General features: G+C 68.9%; 18 protein-coding genes and 1 other RNA gene. 14 read left to right on the top strand and 5 right to left on the bottom strand.

Going from position 1 to position 18,454, the window contains the following annotated elements; all coding sequences use genetic code 11:
- Positions 1-7: 7 nt before the first annotated feature.
- From flgL to M3195_RS12400, 4 genes are all read left to right on the top strand, one after another.
- Positions 8-895 carry a flagellar hook-associated protein FlgL gene (gene flgL, locus M3195_RS12415; RefSeq protein ID WP_251587985.1) on the top strand — a complete coding sequence of 296 codons (888 nt, stop codon included), beginning with the start codon at positions 8-10 and terminating at the stop codon, positions 893-895.
- A complete protein-coding gene (locus M3195_RS12410; protein ID WP_251587984.1) occupies positions 892-1,284 on the top strand; it encodes a flagellar assembly protein FliW in 393 nt (130 codons plus the stop codon). Before flgL ends, M3195_RS12410 begins: the two co-directional genes overlap by 4 nt.
- A 230-nt stretch (positions 1,285-1,514) precedes the next feature.
- Positions 1,515-1,829, top strand: coding sequence for an HU family DNA-binding protein (locus M3195_RS12405; RefSeq protein WP_251587983.1), 315 nt, complete (start codon positions 1,515-1,517; stop codon positions 1,827-1,829).
- Positions 1,830-1,999: 170 nt separating this feature from the next.
- Positions 2,000-2,803 (top strand): sigma-70 family RNA polymerase sigma factor, encoded by an 804-nt coding sequence (locus tag M3195_RS12400; RefSeq protein WP_251587982.1) that lies wholly within the window; start codon positions 2,000-2,002, stop codon positions 2,801-2,803.
- Between the two features lie 46 nt (positions 2,804-2,849).
- Here M3195_RS12400 and M3195_RS12395 read toward each other — a convergent pair whose 3' ends face one another.
- Entirely contained in the window at positions 2,850-3,938 is a 1,089-nt protein-coding gene (locus M3195_RS12395; protein WP_251587981.1) for an AAA family ATPase, read from the bottom strand.
- A 149-nt stretch (positions 3,939-4,087) separates the two neighbouring features.
- Between M3195_RS12395 and M3195_RS12390 the strand changes: the two genes are divergently transcribed.
- Positions 4,088-4,975 (top strand): TIGR01777 family oxidoreductase, encoded by an 888-nt coding sequence (locus tag M3195_RS12390; RefSeq protein WP_251587977.1) that lies wholly within the window; start codon positions 4,088-4,090, stop codon positions 4,973-4,975.
- Between the two features lie 24 nt (positions 4,976-4,999).
- Here the strand turns inward: M3195_RS12390 and M3195_RS12385 are convergent, their stop codons facing one another.
- On the bottom strand, positions 5,000-5,764 hold the full coding sequence (locus M3195_RS12385; protein WP_251587975.1) for an SDR family oxidoreductase: 765 nt from the start codon (positions 5,762-5,764) through the stop codon (positions 5,000-5,002).
- Positions 5,765-5,865: 101 nt separating this feature from the next.
- On the opposite strand from M3195_RS12385, the gene M3195_RS12380 reads away from it, so the two are divergent.
- Positions 5,866-6,702 (top strand): helix-turn-helix transcriptional regulator, encoded by an 837-nt coding sequence (locus tag M3195_RS12380; protein WP_251587972.1) that lies wholly within the window; start codon positions 5,866-5,868, stop codon positions 6,700-6,702.
- A 15-nt stretch (positions 6,703-6,717) separates the two neighbouring features.
- On the opposite strand, the gene M3195_RS12375 is transcribed toward M3195_RS12380, so the two are convergent.
- Positions 6,718-7,557 (bottom strand): aldo/keto reductase, encoded by an 840-nt coding sequence (locus tag M3195_RS12375; RefSeq protein WP_251587970.1) that lies wholly within the window; start codon positions 7,555-7,557, stop codon positions 6,718-6,720.
- 40 nt (positions 7,558-7,597) lie between these two features.
- Here M3195_RS12375 and M3195_RS12370 point away from each other — a divergent pair, with 40 nt between their 5' ends.
- The 4 genes from M3195_RS12370 to rnpB all read left to right on the top strand — a co-directional run bounded on the left by M3195_RS12370 (position 7,598) and on the right by rnpB (position 10,905).
- Positions 7,598-8,002 (top strand): YchJ family protein, encoded by a 405-nt coding sequence (locus M3195_RS12370; protein WP_251588265.1) that lies wholly within the window; start codon positions 7,598-7,600, stop codon positions 8,000-8,002.
- Positions 8,003-8,053: 51 nt separating this feature from the next.
- Complete coding sequence (locus tag M3195_RS12365; RefSeq protein ID WP_251587968.1) at positions 8,054-8,785, top strand: zinc ribbon domain-containing protein; 732 nt, start codon at positions 8,054-8,056, stop codon at positions 8,783-8,785.
- Between the two features lie 25 nt (positions 8,786-8,810).
- Positions 8,811-10,511, top strand: coding sequence for a bifunctional 3'-5' exonuclease/DNA polymerase (locus M3195_RS12360; RefSeq protein ID WP_251587961.1), 1,701 nt, complete (start codon positions 8,811-8,813; stop codon positions 10,509-10,511).
- A gap of 26 nt (positions 10,512-10,537) precedes the next feature.
- Positions 10,538-10,905: RNase P RNA component class A (rnpB, locus tag M3195_RS12355), an RNA gene on the top strand.
- Positions 10,906-10,973: 68 nt separating this feature from the next.
- Here rnpB and ppgK read toward each other — a convergent pair.
- Positions 10,974-11,720 carry a polyphosphate--glucose phosphotransferase gene (gene ppgK, locus M3195_RS12350; protein ID WP_096715419.1) on the bottom strand — a complete coding sequence of 249 codons (747 nt, stop codon included), beginning with the start codon at positions 11,718-11,720 and terminating at the stop codon, positions 10,974-10,976.
- Between the two features lie 70 nt (positions 11,721-11,790).
- On the opposite strand from ppgK, the gene M3195_RS12345 reads away from it, so the two are divergent.
- From M3195_RS12345 to M3195_RS12330, 4 genes are read left to right on the top strand one after another with little or no spacing between them, the layout of a single operon-like run.
- On the top strand, positions 11,791-12,009 hold the full coding sequence (locus tag M3195_RS12345) for a hypothetical protein (protein ID WP_096715418.1): 219 nt from the start codon (positions 11,791-11,793) through the stop codon (positions 12,007-12,009).
- Between the two features lie 2 nt (positions 12,010-12,011).
- On the top strand, positions 12,012-13,349 hold the full coding sequence (gene glnA, locus M3195_RS12340) for a type I glutamate--ammonia ligase (RefSeq protein ID WP_096715417.1): 1,338 nt from the start codon (positions 12,012-12,014) through the stop codon (positions 13,347-13,349).
- Positions 13,350-13,356: 7 nt separating this feature from the next.
- Positions 13,357-16,332 carry a bifunctional [glutamine synthetase] adenylyltransferase/[glutamine synthetase]-adenylyl-L-tyrosine phosphorylase gene (locus M3195_RS12335; protein ID WP_251587959.1) on the top strand — a complete coding sequence of 992 codons (2,976 nt, stop codon included), beginning with the start codon at positions 13,357-13,359 and terminating at the stop codon, positions 16,330-16,332.
- Positions 16,333-16,379: 47 nt separating this feature from the next.
- Positions 16,380-17,306 carry a diacylglycerol/lipid kinase family protein gene (locus M3195_RS12330; protein ID WP_251587957.1) on the top strand — a complete coding sequence of 309 codons (927 nt, stop codon included), beginning with the start codon at positions 16,380-16,382 and terminating at the stop codon, positions 17,304-17,306.
- Here M3195_RS12330 and M3195_RS12325 read toward each other — a convergent pair.
- Positions 17,293-18,438, bottom strand: a complete 1,146-nt coding sequence (locus M3195_RS12325; protein WP_251587954.1) for an AI-2E family transporter — start codon at positions 18,436-18,438, stop codon at positions 17,293-17,295. The two genes, M3195_RS12330 and M3195_RS12325, sit on opposite strands and share 14 nt — an antisense overlap.
- Positions 18,439-18,454 lie beyond the last annotated feature (16 nt).

Genomic DNA, 18,454 nt, shown 5'->3' with positions numbered 1-18,454 from the left:
AGGCATCATGATCGGGCGCATCACGAGCAACACCATGACGCAGCAGTCGCTGCGCACCCTGCAGAGCAACCTCGTCGACCGGGAGCGGCTGCAGCACCAGGCGACCTCGCAGCGGGCGTTCCGCACCCCGAGCGAGGACCCGGCTGCAGCCGCCACCACCCTGGGGCTGCACGGCGAGCAGTCGCGCGTGGCTCAGTTCTCTCGCAATCTCAGCGACGGCCTGGCCTGGGTCACGACCGTCGACACCGCTCTCGATGCCAGCACAGACCTGCTGAACCGCGCGCGCGATCTCGTCGCGCAGGGCGCGAACGCGGGTGCGCTCAGCGCGACGGCCCGCGAGTCGATCGCGCAGGAACTGGAGACGATCAGCGCCGAGTTGCTCTCCCAGGCGAACACCACCGTGCTCGGTCGAAGCGTGTTCGCCGGCACCAGCGATGCGGCCACGGCGTTCGACCCCGTGACCTTCGGATTCAACGGCGCCGCAGGCGACGGCGTGCGTCGACGTATCAGCGACAACGAGACCGTGCGCGTGGACTTCGACGGCGCCCAGGCCTTCGGAGCCGGCCCGACCAGCGCCTTCGCGATGCTGCGCGACATCGCCGCAGAACTGCGCGGAGGCGCGAACATCGGCTCACGTCTCGCCGACGTCGACGCACGTCTCACGGCGTTCACCGCGGCTCGCGGGGAGACGGGGGCCCGTCAGGTCCAGATCGAGAGAGCCATGTCGCAGAACCTGTCGGTGTCGACCGACCTGGAGGCCCGTCGGGTCGAGGTCGAGAACGTCGACAGCCTCGAGGTGCTCGTGCGCCTGCAGTCCGCCGAGCTCGTGTTCCAATCCGCCCTGCAGGTGACCGCGAAGTCGCTGCAGACCAACCTGCTGGAGTTCCTGCGATGACCGTCCTCACCGATACCGCGGGCATCTCCGTCGACTTCGTCGCGCCCATGCCAGGCCTGCGGCCGCACACCTCGTTCTCGCTGGAACCGATCGCGGGCGCCGACGGGCTCTACGCGCTCCGTGCGACGGATGCCGACGTTCGGCTCTTCCTGCTCGACCCGGTGTTCAGCGACTACCACTACGTCCCGCGCATCTCCGCGGGAGTCCGATCCGACCTCGGGGTGGGCGAGGCCGACGACACGCGCATCCTGATCGTCGCCAATCCGGCCGACGACGGTGTGTACGTGAACCTCCGAGCGCCGATCGTGCTCGATCCCGCGTCCGGACGAGCGCTGCAGATCATCCTCGACGACGAGGAGTATCCCATCCGCGTCCGGCTCGACGGCTGAGGGTGATCCTCGCGGCCGTTGCGGTCCCTCGGTGAGTGGACGATCAGAGGAATTCGATTTTCACCGCATATACCAAGGAACAAGGGTTATCCTCTGAGGAGCACAGGCTGGGGTACTGGCAGATTCGACGACGTTGCAGGAGTTTGGGACCTGCGCGCGTCGGCGGATGTCGCTGGTGGGGTACAGCGCAAGACGCCCGGTGACGGGCGACATTTCCATTGGACGGAAAGATGAGCACATCCAGGACGCTCGACACGAGTCGGGTGAGCAAGAGGGAGTTCGTGCAGCGGTTCGCGCGACGGGGCGGGATCTCCGTGGGCGCTGCGCAGACGGCGTACAACGCGATGATCGACGAGCTCGTCGATCTCGTCAGTCGTGGCAACACCGTGACCCTGACGAACTTCGGGAAGTTCTATCCGCAGACCCACAAGGGTCACCGGGTGCAGTTCTCGAAGGACGAGGGGACCGGTGAGGTCGACGACTACACGGTGCTGAAGTTCTCGGCGACCCGCGAGGTGAACAAGCGGGTCAAGTCGACCGATTAGCAATCGTGATCTAAACGTAAACGAGAATTCACGAGCGTTTCGGCGTTCGGTCCCTCTTCGCGCCCTGCGCGGCCCTAGCATGTACACGAATGATGTTTCTCGTCACCGTGGGGTGGTGATGCTGTAGGTCGCTGGGGGGCTTGCACTGACAGCGGAAGAGGCGGGGCCGTATGCCGTTGCGCGCGCGGAACAAGCTCGTGGTCGATCACCTGCACATCGTCGGAGCGGCGACTGCCGCTGTCGCCGCCCGGTTGACCCATGTCTCCCGGGAAGACCTCGCTGCCGCCGGCGCGTTCGCGCTGGTCCGCGCGGCGGAGAAATACGACGAGAGTCTGGGCGTGCCCTTCGGCGCCTACGCGCGCGAGCGGATCAACTGGGCGCTGAAGGACGAGCTCCGGGCGATGGACTGGGCTCCCCGCGACGTCAGGGCGAGGGCCAGGGAGACCACTCGGGTCCGCGACATGCTGGGGGGTGTGCTCGGTCGAACGCCCACGGTCGCCGAGATCGCCGACGCGATGGGCATCGACGCGAGCGCCGTCAAGCAGCGGCTCGCGGACGCCGAGCGCACGGTCACGAGCCTGGACGTACTCGACGTGCACGAGATCGTCTGGACCGGGTACCTCCCGGAGGAGATGGCGATCGCGGCAGAGCGGGAGGAGCTCCTGCACATCGCCGTCGATGCGCTGCCTGAGCGCAAGCGACGCATCGTCAGGGCGATCTACTTCGAGGACCGCACCGTCACGGAGATCGCCGAGGAGCTCGGGGTCTCTCACGCCGCCGTCTCGCAGCAGCGCTCGGAGGCGGTGCGGATGCTGCGCGACGCCCTCGACCGTCATCTCGCCGACGGATATGGCGAAGAGACTCGCCGATCGCGCTCGTCGACCGCGGTGCTCGACGCGTACTTCGACCGCTTGGCGATCGCGAGCGGTCACCGCTACGCACGGTCGTTCCTGGGGCAGACGATCGGCGTCTGACCCGTCGGTCGCGGCGTCGCCGGGGTGCCGGGTCGGTTTTCCGGGCTCAGAGCCCGAACCCGTAGGCGGCCTGACCGACGAGCGTGAGGCTCACGCTCGTCGGGTACACCTCGGGCTCCTCGTCCTCGTCGTCCACGAGGTCGAGCCGGTCGATCGGCACGAAGATCGTGCCGTCGGTCTCGAACACGAGATCCCGGGGGACGAACGACGCGAACAGCGACCGGTTGGAGTTGCGCAGCTCGTATGTGCGGCCGACGTCGCCGCGTTCGAACAGGTTCATCTCCGTCTCCTCCGACCACACCTTGCCGTCGGGGAAGCGCGCTTCGATACGGTACAGGCTCGGTTCGATGGACTTGATGTTGAGATCCTGCACGATCTCCGAGAAGAGCGTGTCGGGCTGGGCGAGCTCGAAGGCGATCGCTCGGAGGTGGTCGTAGTTCAACCGCGCTCGGCGCGAGAACAGGGCGACGTTCTCGATCTCGGCGGGGTCGGCGTTCGGGGCTTGATCGAGCAGATACTGCCTGACCTCGTCGGGGCCGGGATACTCGAAGCGCATGTGGTAGTGGAAGCGCCCCGGGCGGTTGACGATGTACGTGCTCACGTCGTTGATGTCGTTCACCGTGAGGCAGTAGATGCGCTTCACCGACGAGAGGCCGTCGAACAGCGAGAGGAACTGGTTCTGACGGTTCGCCCCGTCGACGCCGCCGCGGCGCGCCACGGGGAACGTCTTCTCGAACTCGTCGAACACGATGAGGCACTCGTCGAGGCTGTCGAGGAACTCCACGATGCCCTCGTTGTCCTCCGAGACGATGACGACGGGCAGCGCCTGATCTCGCGCCTCCTCCGCGACCATCCGCAGGAACAGCGTCTTGCCGATCCCCTTGTCTCCGGAGAGCATGACCCCGAGACTGCGGTCGGACAGCGCGTACGAGCGGAAGATCTTCGCGACCTTCTTCTCGAGGCCGCCGTAGACGCGCTCCGTGCCGACGGTGAGGTCGTCGACCTTGATGAGGCTGAATCCCTCCTTCGACGTGAAGTGCACCCTGTAGGTGCCGAGGGGGAACACCTGGTGCGTTCGCACGGCGTCGTCGTAGACGCGCACATGGCCGCCGGTCTCGATGTAGGTGGTGGTCACTTCTCCTCTTCCTGCGCTTCCCGAACTGTAGTATCGGTCCGATCACGCGAGCCGTAAGGCGCGTACGAGAAGTCGGGCGCGTCGTGATCGCGCCATGCCAGACTCGGGGCAGGAGATTTCTCCGAGCGGGGCGAGGATCGGGAGCAGGCATGGACGGACGCATCGTGGTCAGCGGAGCCTCCGGGCTCGTCGGGACGGCTCTCGTCTCCTCTCTCCGGGCCGACGGCATCCCCGTCACGACGCTCGTCCGACGCCCCGCCCGCTCGGCCGACGAAGTGCAATGGGACCCGTCCTCGGGGTCTCTCTCTCCGGACGTGCTCGACGGAGTCGCCGCTGTCGTCGCCCTCGGCGGGGCGAGCGTCGGGCGACTGCCGTGGACCTCCGGATACCGTCGCGAGCTCGTCGACTCCCGGATCTCCTCGACGCGGACCATCGCCACGGCGCTGCAGGCCCTCGGCGACGACTCGCCCGCCCTGGTCTCGGCCTCCGCCGTCGGGTACTACGGGTCGGCACCGGGGGAGGTCCTCACCGAGACCGCGGGTCCGGGCGACACCTTCCTCGCGAAGCTCTGCGTGCGATGGGAGGACGAGGCGCGACGCGCCGGCGACCGAACGCGCGTGGCGCTGCTGCGCACGGCGCCCATCGTGCACCGGCGGGGTGTTCTCAAGCCGTTGATCCAGCTCACACGCTTCGGGCTCGCGGGCCCGCTGGGGCGCGGCGACCAGGTGTGGCCGTGGATCTCGCTCGACGATGAGGTGCGCGGCATCCGTCATGTGATCGATGCGAAGCTCGACGGCCCGGTCAACCTCTCCGGTCCCACTCCCGCCACCGCGAACGACCTCGGACGCGCGGTCGCCGCGACGATGCACCGGCCCTTCTGGCTGCCGGCGCCCGCGTGGGCGCTGAAGCTCGGGCTGGGGGCGGCGGCCGAATCCCTCCTGCTGCCCGACGCCGACGTGCGTCCGGACGTCCTGGAGCAGAGCGGTTTCTCGTTCATCCACCGCACGGTGCAGCAGGCGGTCGACGCGGCTCTCTGACGGCCCGCGCCGACTGCCGCCTCATCAGTTCCCGTGCGGGTCGCGGGCGTTCAACGTCGCCACGACCTGGTCGTAGTCGCCGCGTGCCTCGCCGTAGCGGAGGAACTTCACGTTCTCGACCTGGATCTCCCGGGCGTCGGGCTGCGACTCGATGATCCCGATGACCTCCGACACGAAGTCGTCGAGCGGCATGGCGAAGTCGCTCGACTCCTGGCCGGGCATGAGAGCGGTGCGCACCGACGGCGGCTCGAGCTCCTGCACGGCCACGCTCGTCCCGGCGAGCTGCAGCCGCACCGACTCGCTGAGCATGTGGATGGCGGCCTTCGTGGCGTTATACGTGGGCGTCACGCGCAGCGGCGCGAACGCGAGGCCGGACGACACCGTCATGATCGTCGCATCGGGCCGGGTGACGAGGTGGTCGATGAAGGCGGCGATCAGACGGATCGGTCCGAGCAGGTTCGTGGTCACGATGGACTCCGCGGTCTCCAGGAAGCCACTCGATGCCGTCCAGTCCTCGGCGCGCATGATGCCCGCCATCGTGATCAGCACATTGAGGTCGGGGTGCGCGGCGAGCACCTGCGCGGCGGCCGAGCGGATGCTGTCGGCATCCGTCGTGTCGATCTGCACCGTGTCGATGCCCGGGTTCTCCGCGGCGATCTGCTCGAGCAGCTCCCCGCGTCGTCCGCCGACGATGACTGTGTTGCCACGCTCGGCGAACCGCTGTGCGAGCGCGAGGCCGATGCCGCTCGTCGCTCCGGGGATGAAGATGGTGTTTCCGCTGATGTTCATGCGTCCACTCTGCGCCGATGCAGACCGCCGCTCCAGGGACCGATGATCCAGGGATCCGGGGTCCCTGGATGGCCCCGTTTGCCGCGCGCGATACTGAGGAGGTGGACAGAGATGCACTCGCGGACTTCCTCCTGGCGCGCCGCGCGCAGTTGCGCCCCGGCGATGTGGGCCTGAGCGCTGGGCCACGACGACGCACGCCGGGACTCCGCCGCGAGGAGGTGGCCCAGCTCGCCGCCATGTCGACCGACTACTACACCCGTCTCGAGCAGCGGCGTGGGCCGCAGCCGAGCGTCCAGATCCTCGCCTCGCTCGCGCGGGCACTGCGACTCACTCCCGACGAGCGCGACTACCTGCACCGGGTGAGCGGACACAGCGCGCCCGACCGGGCGATGTTCGTCGACTACGTGCATCCGGGGATGTTGAGGATCCTCGACCGGCTCAGCGACACGCCCGCCTTCATCGTCTCGGCGCTCGACGAGGTCCTCGTGCAGAACGATGCCGCAAAGGCCCTTCTCGGCGACGCGAGCGCTCTGGAGGGGCTGGAACGCAGCGGGATCTACCGCTGGTTCACCGATGTCGACGAGGAGCGCCGCCGATACCCGGAGGCTGATCACGACCACCGCAGCCGCGTGCTCGTCGCCTCCCTGCGCGCGGCCTACGGCGCGCTCGGCGAGAGGTCGCGCGCCGGCGACATCGTGCGCGAGCTGACCATGCGCAGCCCCGAGTTCGGCGCTCTGTGGGAGGTGCATGAGGTCCGTCGACGCTTCGACGACCACAAGGTGCTCATCCACCCCGACGTCGGCGAGATCGAGGTCGACTGCCAGGCGCTCTTCACCGAGGACGAGTCGCAGACGCTGGTCGTGCTGACGGCCGCCCCCGGGTCGGAGTCGGCGAGCAAGCTGGAGCTGCTCCGCGTGCTCGGCACGCAGCGGGTCTGAGCTCCTCCCGCCGCGTCAGGACTCCTCGTGCGTGCGGGGGTCCGCGTCGAAGAGGCGGCCGTCTGCACGGCCCAGCGCGGTGATCGCCTCGACCTCGGCCGGGTCCAGGACGACCTCGCCCGCGGCGAGATTCGACCGCTGATGCTCCAGCGAGGACGCCTTTGGGATCGCCACGGTCTCGCGCGCCACGTGCCAGGCGAGCACCGTCTGCGCCGGCGTGATTCCGTGCGCGGCGGCGACCTCGGCGATCACCGACTCGTCGAGCAGCTCCTTCGCGCGTCCGAGCGGGCTCCACGCCTCGGTGAGGATGCCGTGCTCGCGGTGATAGGCCAACTGGTCCGTCTGGGGGAAGTACGGGTGCACCTCGATCTGGTTGACGACGGGGCGCACGCCGGTCTCGCTCTCGATGCGCTCCAGGTGCTCCGGCAAGAAGTTCGAGACGCCGATCTGTCGCACCACCCCGCGCTGCTGCGCGTCGACGAGTGCCTCCCAGGCCTGGACGTATTCGTCCTGGCTCGGGTTCGGCCAGTGGATGAGGTGCAGGTCGGTCGCGTCGAGGCCGAGACGAGACCGGCTCTCCTCGATGCTCGCGACGGCTTTCGATCGAGCGTGGTGGCGGCCGGGGAGCTTGGTTGTGACGATGATGTCCGAGCGGTCGACGTCCGACTGCCGGACGCCGCGCCCGACCGATCCCTCGTTCTCGTAGTTGAATGCGGAGTCGATGAGTCGGTAGCCGGCGCCGATCGCGGTGGTCACGGCATCCGCCCCTGCGTCGCCGTTGAGCGCATAAGTGCCGAGTCCGAGGGCCGGCAGGGTGAAGCCGTTGTGGGCGGTGAACTGGGGGAGAGCGGTCATGACGTCAGCGTACGCTGGAGCCGTGACGGGAGCGGAGACCATGGCGCCGGATGACGCGAGCGGGCAGGATACGCTCCCGTGCCCGTGCGGCTCGGGCGATCTTTTCCGCTCCTGCTGCGGACCCGTGCTGGAGGGAGCTCCTGCGCCGACGGCCGAGCGGCTCATGCGGTCGCGGTACACCGCGTTCGCGCGCGGCGACGTGCGCCATCTGCACGCGACGTGGCACCCCTCGACACGCCCGGCGACGATCGATCTCGACGACGGTCTCGTGTGGCGGCGGCTCGCGATCCTCGATCGAGTGGCCGGTGGACCGTTCGACCGAGAAGGCATCGTCGAGTTCGCTGCGTCGTGGCAGCAGGGGACCGAACGCGGCGTGCTGCGGGAGCGCAGTCGATTCCTCCGCGAGGGTCGCAGCTGGCTCTACGTCGACGGCGACGTCTCGTGACGTTCGGGGCCGGGACTCCGCGCGTCCGACCCACCGAGTAGATTTGAGAGCGTGAACGCCAGCCCCGAGCACCAGCGCATCCTTCTCGACGTCGCCGACCTGGACCGGCGCATCGCTCAGGCCGAGCGAGCGCGCACCAAGCCGGCACAGGCCGCTCGCATCTCCGAGCTCGTCGCGATCCGTCAGGAGCAGCTGCGCGAGCTGACCGCCCTGACCGGAACTCGCGACGACGTGCGCACCGAGCTGCAGCGGATCGAGTCGGATGTCGCGCTGGTCGAACAGCGCCGCGCACGCGATGCCCAGCGCCTGGCCGCCGCCACGAACCCCAAGGAGGCACAGGCGCTCGAGCACGAGATCGCCAGCCTCGCGCGTCGACAGAGCGACCTCGAAGACGCCCAGCTCGACGTGATGGGGCGGGTCGAAGACGCGGATGCCGCGGTGGCAGCCCAGCAGGCGCTGCTCGACACGACGACCACGGAGGGCACGGCTCTCACCGCGCAGGCGAAGGCCGATGTCGCCGCGGCGACCGACCTCGGAGCGCAGCTCGCCCGCGACCGCGAGGCCGTCTCCGCCACCGTTCCCGCACCGCTGCTCGCCGAGTACACGCGCCGCGCCGCGAATAGCGCAGGAGCCGCGCTGCTCACCCGGGGTACCTGCGAGGGGTGCCGTATCGTGCTCCCCGGCACTGACCTGAGCGAGATCCGCCGTGCCGCCGAGGATGCTGTGGTCTCGTGCCCGGAGTGCGGCTGCATCCTCGTCCGTACCGAGGAATCCGGCCTGTGACACCTACGCCGCGAGCGCGCCGGACGTGACCTCGCGGCGGGCCCCCGAGCGTCGGATCGTCCTCGCGCAGGAGAGCGCGGGCGGCTGGACGGCGGTCGAGCTCGACGGCGCGGGGCAGGAGCGGCAGCGGCATCGGCTCGCCGAGGATGCTGTGGCCGACTGGGTCGCGGCGCAGGAGCGCGACGGCGCTCCGAGGTGGGTGATCCGCAGCGCGCGAGAGATCTACGCCCCGCTGCTCGCGATGGGGGTACGTCTGACTCGCACGCACGACCTGCTGCTGTGCCACGCGATCCTGCGCGACACGGACCGGGTCGCACGGCCCCTCGCGCCCTCGCAGGACTGGGTGCGACAGGACCCCGTCATCGACGACGCTCCTTCTCTGTTCGACGCGCTGGAGCGCCCGACGGACGACGACACCGTCGGTGAGCTGATCGACCAGTATCTCCTGCAGCGGCGGGTGATCGACTCCTCGGCGGACGGCAGGCTCGCCCTTCTCACGTCTGCCGAGTCGGCCGGCGGCCTCATCGCGGAGGAGATGCGCGCGGCGGGGCTCCCCTGGAGCGAGGAGATCCACGACAGCATCCTCGTCGAGACGCTCGGCACCCGCCCGATCGCCGGTGGTCTGCCGAGCGGCATGGTCGCGGAGGCGGAGCGCGTCCGCAGCATCCTCGGCGACCCCGGGCTCAACCTCGACAGCCAGCCGAAGCTCCTGCGCGCGCTCCACCGGGTGGGCGTGCAGGTCGAATCGACGGCGCGCTGGGAGCTGGCTCGTCATGATCACGCCGTCGTCGGCCCGCTCACGGCCTACAAGAAGCTGTCGCGGCTGCTCAACGCCAACGGGTGGGCCTGGCTCGCCGAGTGGGTGCACGACGGACGCTTCCGTCCCGTGTACATCCCCGGCGGTGTCGTCACCGGGCGCTGGGCGTCGGCCGGTGGCGGGGCTCTGCAGATCCCGCGGAACCTCCGTCGCGCGGTGCGTGCCGACGACGGGTGGCGACTCGTGGTGGCAGACGTCGCTCAGCTGGAACCGCGCATGCTCGCGGCGATGGCGGGGGATCGGGCCATGGCTCGAGCAGCACAGGGGGCCGACCTCTACGCGGGCGTCGTCGCGACCGGCGCCGTCGGCACGCGCGAAGAGGCCAAGTACGCGGTGCTCGGGGCGATGTACGGTGCGACGACGGGTGACAGCGGCCGTCTCGTGCCGCGGCTCCGCAAAGTGTACCCGCGGGCTATGGCCCTCGTCGACGAGGCGGCACGGGTCGGGGAAGATGGCGGAGTCGTGTCGACCTGGCTGGGCAGATCGTCACCTCGGCCGTCGACCGAGTGGTCGCGGATGCAGGCGAGGGCGACCGATGCCGACGCGGAGCCGACAGACGTGAGCGTCGCCCGACGGCGGGCCCGCGACTGGGGTCGCTTCACCCGCAACTTCGTCGTGCAGGGCACGGCCGCGGAGTGGTCGCTCATCTGGCTCGCCGAGATCCGTCATCGCCTGCGGCAGCTCCCGGAGGCGGAGCGACCAGCCCCGGCATCCGGCGTCTTCCGCACCCGCGCGCACCTGGCGTTCTTCCTGCACGACGAGGTCATCCTTCACGTCCCCGAGGAGCAGGCGGATGCGGCGGCGGATGCCGTGCGCGAGGCGGCGGCCGTCGCCACCCGTCGCCTGTTCGGCGATTTCCCGATCGACGTCCCGCTGGATCTGCGCATCGCGGCGTCGGCGGAGAAGTAGCGCCCGCGTAGACTGGACCACGCGAATGGGTCGACTGGACGGTCGCGTGGCGGGAGACCGCACCGAGGAACGTCCGGGCTCCACAGGGCAGGACGGTGGGTAACGCCCACCCGGAGTGATCCGCGAGACAGTGCCACAGAGAGCAGACCGCCTCCGACCGCAAGGTCCGGGGGTAAGGGTGAAAGGGTGGTGTAAGAGACCACCGGGGGCCATGGTGACATGGCCCGCCAGGTAAACCTCGTCCGGAGCAAGGTCAGACAGAGGATGATGACGCGGCTCGCCGAGTCCTCGGGTAGACCGCTAGAGTGCCACGGCAACGTGTCGCCGAGAGAGATGGCCGTCGAAGGGGCGAAGAACCCCGGAACAGAACCCGGCGTACAGGTCGGCCCATTCGCCCCAGACATGATGAAGGCCCCGCTGATCCAGCAGGGCCTTCATCATTCCTCTGACCTGGTCGACGGATCAGTCGCCGGCCAGCGAGGCGGCGCCGATGATGCCCGAGTTGTTGCGGTGGATCGCCGGGACGATCGGGGTCTTGAGGTCGAGCAGCGGCAAGAAGTCGCCGGCGTTCTTCGAGACGCCGCCGCCGACCACGAACAGGTCGGGGCTGAACAGGAACTCGATGTGCGAGTAGAACTTCTGCAGACGCTCGGCCCACTCCGCCCACGAGAGGTTCTCGCGCTCGCGCGCCGACGTCGCGGCGTAGGTCTCGACCGACTCGTACTCGCCGAAGTTCAGGTGTCCGAGTTCGGTGTTGGGCAGCAGAACGCCGTCGTACAGGAAGGCGGAGCCGATGCCGGTGCCGAGCGTGGTCAGCAGCGTGAAGCCGCGCACGTCGCGGGCGGCTCCGTGACGCGCCTCCGCGACGCCCGCGGCATCCGCGTCGTTGACGAAGACGATGTTGCGGCCGAGCCCGTCGCGGAAGAAGCGCTCCGCGTCGAAGTCGATCCACTTCTTCGACACGTTGGCGGCCGACAGGGTCTTGCCGCGCTTGACGATCGCCGGGAAGGCCACGCCGAGCGGGAGGGTCGACTCGTGCACGTCGAGCGTCTTCAGAACCGTCTGGACGGCGAGCAGCACGTCTTCGGGGGCAGCGCCCTCGGGTGTGGGCACCCGCACGCGCTCCGAGGCCATAGTGCCGTGCTCGAGGTCGACGATGCCTGCCTTGATACCCGTGCCGCCGATGTCGACGCCGATCGCTTTCACCATGGTCGATAGCTTAGCGACCGCGCTCTGCGCCAGTAGGATCGATGACACCACGTGATGAAGGGGATCGGCCATGTCGAACGGCGATGAGAAGTACTGGTACAACCTGGAGACCCGACAGGTCGAGTTCGGCATGATCTCGCCGTCTGCCGACCGCGTCGGCCCGTTCGACACCGAGGCCGAGGCCGCCCGCGCCCCCGAGAAGCTCCAGGAGCGCGCGCGTGCGTGGGCCGACGAGGAGGCCGCGGAAGACGGCTGGGACGCCGGCATCGGCAAGAGCTCCGCAGAGTGACGATGGACAAGCAGAGGGACTTCGTCCTCCGGACGATCGAGGAGCGCGGCGTCAAGTTCGTGCGTCTGTGGTTCACCGATGTGATCGGCACGCTCAAGTCGGTGGCCATCGCGCCGGCGGAGGTCGAGGGAGCCTTTGCCGAGGGCATCGGGTTCGACGGATCCGCGATCGAGGGCCTGACGCGGAGCTATGAGTCCGACCTGCTCGCGCAGCCCGACCCCACGACGTTCCAGACCCTCCCGTGGCGCGGCGAGATCGACCCGACCGCGCGCATGTTCTGCGACATCACGACCCCCGACGGGCGTCCGGCGGTGTCCGACCCCCGCCACGTGCTCAAGCGCACGCTCGCCAAGGCGGCCGACGCCGGGTTCACGTTCTACACGCATCCCGAGATCGAGTTCTACCTCCTGAAGTCGTCGAACTTCGGACCCGAGGGTCCGGTCCCGGTCGACTCCGCCGGCTACTTCGACAACGTGCCCGGTGGCACGGCGCACGACTTCCGCCGTCGTTCGGTGCGGATGCTGGAGGATCTCGGCATCTCGGTCGAGTTCAGCCACCACGAGGGTGGACCCGGTCAGAACGAGATCGATCTGCGATACGCGGATGCTCTCACGATGGCCGACAACGTCATGACGTTCCGCACGGTCATCAAGGAGGTGGCGATCGAGCAGGGCGTCTACGCGACCTTCATGCCGAAGCCGCTCAGCGGTCACCCCGGCAGCGGCATGCACACGCACATGTCGCTGTTCGAGGGCGAGCGCAATGCGTTCTACGAAGAGGGCGCGAAGTACCAGCTCTCCAAGACGGGGCGCCACTTCATCGCCGGTCTGCTGCGCCACGCCAACGAGATGGCGGCGGTCACGAACCAGTTCGTGAACTCGTACAAGCGCCTCTGGGGCGGCGACGAGGCGCCGAGCTTCGTGACGTGGGGTCACAACAACCGCTCGGCCCTCGTGCGGGTGCCGATGTACAAGCCCAACAAGGGCGGCTCCTCGCGCGTCGAGTACCGTGCCCTCGACTCGGCGGCGAATCCGTACCTCGCCTACGCCCTCATGCTCGCCGCGGGACTCAAGGGCATCGAGGAGGAGTACGACCTCCCGCCCGAGGCCGAGGACAACGTGTGGTCGCTCAGCGATGCCGAGCGGCGGGCTCTGGGGTACGCGGCGCTGCCCGCCAGCCTCGATCACGCCCTCGAGTACATGGAGAGCTCGGAGCTCGTCGCCGAGACGCTCGGCGAGTCCGTGTTCAACTACGTCCTGCTCAACAAGCGCAAGGAGTGGGAGGCCTACCGCGGTCAGGTCACTCCCTTGGAGCTGAAGAACAACCTCGAGCTCCTCTGACCGCCGCATGGCCCGCTCGCACGACTCCGTCTCCCTCTCTGCGCTGGCGCGGCTCGGGTTCGCGGAGCTGAGCGAGGCGGCCGCGAACCTCGAGGAGCTGGCAGGGCTCCTCGGTATCGATCGCGTCGGGCTGCTCGACGGCGCCGTCGCGGCCGATCCTGATGCGGCGGTCGAGGGGATGCTGCGCGTCGCACGCCGCGACCCGGCACCGCTGCGCGCACTCCTCGGCGATGCGGCGGCCCGAGACCGCACATGGCGGGTGTTCGGTGCCTCGCAGGGTTTCGCCGACTTCTTCTTCCGCCATCCGGAGCAGCTCTCGGTCCTCGCCGAACGCGTGTCGACGCTGCCCTCGTCCGACGAGCTGCGCGATAGGCTGCTCGCCGCGGTCGACGCCCGCGACGGCTTCGCCTCGTCGGGGGAGGACGCCGCGATCGTCGCGCTCCGGATCGCCTACCGGCGCAACCTCGCCGCGATCGCCGCCTTCGATCTCACCGCGCACAATCCCGTGATGGTGGTCGGCGAGGTCGCTGCGGCTCTCGCCGACATCGCCGGGGCGGCGTTGGAGGCTTCTCTCGCCGTGGCGCGACGACGGGCCGCCGACGCCTCCGGGGAGACGCAGGTCGCAGCCACGCAGCTGGCGATCATCGGCATGGGCAAGGCGGGCGCGCGGGAGCTCAACTACGTCAGCGACGTCGACGTGATCTTCGTCGGCGGCACCTCGGACGAGGAAGTCGTCGCCGAGTCGCGAGCCATCGACATCGCCACACGTCTGGCCCGCGAGACGATGCGCGGACTCAGTGGCATCGAGGTCGAGCCGCCGCTGTGGGAGGTGGATGCCGCGCTGCGCCCCGAGGGCAAGCAGGGGGCACTGGTGCGCTCACTCGCCTCGCACGTGGCGTACTACGACCGCTGGGCGAAGAGCTGGGAGTTCCAGGCGCTGCTCAAGGCCCGACCTCTCGCCGGCGATGCGCAGCTCGGCGCCGACTACATCGCTGCGATGCAGCCCAAGGTGTTCTCGAGCGCCGCCCGCGAGAACTTCGTCGACAGCGTGCAGCGCATGCGCGAGCGGGTCATGGAGCACATCGATCCTGACGACGTCCCGCACCAGATCAAGCTCGGCGCCGGCGGCCTCCGAGACATCGAGTTCACCGTGCAGCTCCTGCAGCTGGTGCACGGGCTCACCGACCCGCGGCTGCGGACGAGGGGCACCCTCGAGACGGTCGATGCGCTGGTCGACGGCGGCTACATCGGACGAGCGGATGCCGGAACCTTCGCAGACGACTACCGCATCCTGCGTCTCATGGAGCACCGTCTGCAGCTCCGCGAGCTCAGCCGCACGCACCTCATGCCCCGCACTCCCGCTGGTCTGCGGATACTCGCGCGCAGTTCGGGCCTCGCCGACTCCGGTGAGGCGATCTGGGCACGGTGGGAGAGCGTGCGCCGCGAGGTGCGCGACATCCACACGCGGCTGTTCTACCGGCCTCTGCTCAGCGCCGTCGCGGCGTTGCCGGAAGACGAGCGCACGCTGTCGACGGAGCAGGCGCACGACCGGCTCATGGCCATCGGCTTCCGCGACCCCGCCGGCGCGCTGCGCCACATCGGAGCACTGACCACGGGGCTCAGCCGCAAGGCGACGATCCAGCGGCACCTGATGCCGATCATGGTCCGCTGGTTCGCCGACGGCAGCGACCCCGACTACGCGCTGCTCTCGTTCCGTCGAATCAGCGAGAGGCTGGGCGACACTCCCTGGTTCCTCCGGATGCTGCGCGACTCTTCCGGCGCAGCGGAGAGTCTCACCCGGCTCCTGTCCTCGTCCCGCTACGTCGGGGACCTGATGGAGTGGATCCCGGAATCGGTCGCGTGGCTCGACAGCAGCGACCTGCTGCGGCCGCGGAGTGGTGCGGCGCTCGACGACGAGGCCAGGGCCATCCAGACGCGGCACCGCGACATCGGCGATGCGTTGCAGGCGGTCCGTGCGCTGCGGCGCCGGGAGCTCTTGCGCACGGCGATGGGCGGCGTGCTCGACGTGCTCACGATCCAGGAGGTCGCCACCTCGCTGACCGAGATCACCGACGCGACGATCCAGGCCGCGTTGAGGGCCGTGCGTCGCGAGATCGTGCCACCGGAGGACGACGCGCTCGACTTCGCCGTGATCGGAATGGGTCGGTTCGGGGGAGCCGAGCTCGGATTCGGCTCCGATGCCGACATCCTTTACGTGTACGACCCGAACGGCGTGGACCCGCAGCGAGCCCAGACGCTCGCCACACGCATCGTCGCGGGACTCCGCGAGCACCTCACCGACCACCGGGTGCCGCTCGACCTCGACGCGGGCCTGCGCCCGGAGGGGCGCAACGGACCTCTCGTGCGCACGCTCCAGGCATACGCCGAGTACTACCGGCGCTGGTCGCTCTCGTGGGAGGCGCAGGCGCTGCTGCGGGCGCGCGGCGTGGCGGGGAGCGCGAAGCTGATCGCCGCGTTCACAGAACTCGCCGACAGCATCCGCTATCCCGCGTCGGTCGACCTCCAGAGCAGTCGCGAGATCAAGCGCATCAAGGCGCGAGTCGAGGGGGAGCGCCTCCCGCAGGGCGTCGACCCGCGGCGTCACCTCAAGCTCGGCCCAGGGACGCTGAGCGACGTCGAGTGGCTCGTGCAGCTGATCCAGCTCCAGCACGCGCACGAGACACCCGCGCTCCGGACCACATCGACGATCGCCGCGCTGGATGCCGCGGTCGAGGCGGGATACGTGCCGGAGGAGTCCGCCGAGCTGCTTCGAGAGGCGTGGCTCCTCTCCAGCCGGTTGCGGTCGGCGATCACGCTCTACACGGGCAGGACGAGCGATGTGCTGCCGACGGATCCGCGCGACCTCGACGCGATCGGACGGCTCCTCGGGTATCCGGATCGATCGGCCAGTGTGATGGAGGACGACTACCTCGGCGTGACACGCCGTGCGCGACGTGCCTTCGAGCAGCTGTTCTACGGTTGACCGCCCGTCGAGTTGCCAAGCGGCCGGGATTGGAACAGGCTGACCTCATGGCGATCTCGAAGCTCGGTGTGATCTGGAACCCCTCGAAGCCGGGCGGGGACCAGCTGCAGTCCGCCGTGGAGGACGTGTTCGGCGACGCCGACGGGACTCAGGTCGAGTGGTGGGAGACCACCGTCGAAGATCCGGGTCGCGGTCAGGCGGCCGACGCCGTCGCGGCCGGGTGCGATGTCGTGGTGGCAGCGGGTGGCGACGGCACCGTGCGCGCCGTGGCCGAGGGGCTCGCCGGCACCGGTGCGGCGCTCGGCATCGTGCCCCGGGGGACGGGGAACCTGCTCGCGCGCAACCTGTCGATCCCGCTCAACGACCCGTCGGCCGCCCTCCTCCGGGTGCGCGACGGCGAGGAGAAGAAGATCGACATCGGCTGGGTGGAGGTCGACGGCGAGGAACACGCCTTCGTCGTCATGGTCGGATTCGGCATCGATGCGCAGATGCTCGTCGAGACCGATGAGGACCTGAAGGACAGGGCCGGATGGCTCGCCTACGTCGAGGCTATGGGGCGCGCACTCGCCGGCACGGAGATGACCGACATCGCGCTCACGCTCGACGAGGGCGAAGCACAGGAGCTGCGCGGTCACACGATGCTGATCGGCAACTGCGGCATGGTGCAGGGCGGCATCCGCCTGCTCCCCGACGCCGTGCTCGACGACGGTCAGCTGGACATGCTCCTCGTGAGCGCGGAGGGCCCGCTGCAGTGGCTCGACACCGTGCGTTCCGTCGTGTGGGAGAACGGCATCCGCCGCATCTTCGGTGCGGTCGAGGAGGCCGTCAGCACGAACTCCACGACACACGTCGCTGCCGAGCGGATCTCGGTCGAGTTGTCATCGCCGCAGATCTTCGAGATCGACGGTGAAGAGGTCGGCGAGGTCTCGCGCTTCAGCGTGCGGGTGCAGCCGGCGGCGATCACCGTTCGCTGAGGGTTCCCGGCGGCACGACCTTCGCGTCCTGCGTCGGGAAGACGACCTTCTGGACGATGATGATGATGCTCGCGGCGACAGGGATCGCGACGAGCGCTCCGAGGATGCCCCCGAGCGCGCCGCCGGCCACCGCGGCGATCACGACGAGAGCACCGGGCACCGCGACAGCCTTGTTCATGATCCGGGGCGAGAGGACGTATGCCTCGATCTGCATGTAGACGAGGTAGTAGATGAACGCGATCAGCGCCGTGACCGGGCTCGCGATGAGGCAGATGAGCGAGTTGATGATCGACGCCGACAGCGTGCCCACGAGCGGGATCATCGAGCCGATAAAGGCGATGAGGGCCAGCAGCGCGGGGACAGGGGCCCCGATGATGGTCAGCATGATGAGGCTCAGGATGCCGTTGATGAGCGCGAGGCTCGCCTGCCCCATCACGTAGCGGCCGACGGCACCGGAGACGTCTTCCAGCAGACCGCTGAACGTCTCGCGCTGGTAGGCGGGGACGAAGCGCGCGGACACCTTCTTCATGCTGCGGAGCGACGCCATGAAGTAGAGCGTGAGGATCAGGACGATCGTGACGCCGGTGAATCCGCCGGCGATCCCGGCGCCGACCGCGAAGACGCCCCCGGAGATGTTGAGGATGTTGCCCGGGTTCTGGATGAAGCTCAGGACGCCCTGCGCCGCGTCGTCGAAGGTCGAGCCGAACTGTTCGCTGATGCCCTTGAACCAGTCGCTGGCCATGAAGTCCTGGACCATCTTCGGCCCGTCCTTGATGAGGTTGGTGATCTGCTCGACGAGAATCGGCACGATCGCGAGGAGGATGCCGGCGAAGGCCAGGACGACGACCGACACGACGATGGCGACGGCGGCCGGCCGGGGGAGCTTGCGTTCGATCCACGTGACGATCGGGTCGAGGCCCAGGGCGAGGAAGATGGCCACGCCGATGTAGACGAGTACTGTGGCGAGCTGATCGACGATGCCGCCGAGCACGAGTGCGACGAGCACTCCGAGGGCGCCGAGCAGCCCGTACATGAACGGATTGATCCGAGCGAGCGCCGCTGCGGCTGTCTTCGGCTGGTTCATCAGCTCTTCCGCGGTCCCGGCCTGCGCCTTCGTCATCTTCCGACGCATGATGCTCCCTCTGTTG

Origin of the sequence: Microbacterium hydrocarbonoxydans (assembly GCF_023715885.1) — a bacterium.
GTDB classification, from domain to species: domain Bacteria; phylum Actinomycetota; class Actinomycetes; order Actinomycetales; family Microbacteriaceae; genus Microbacterium; species Microbacterium hydrocarbonoxydans_C.
Note: the sequence above shows the minus strand (reverse complement) of the source record. Positions and strands in the feature narration are given on the sequence as shown.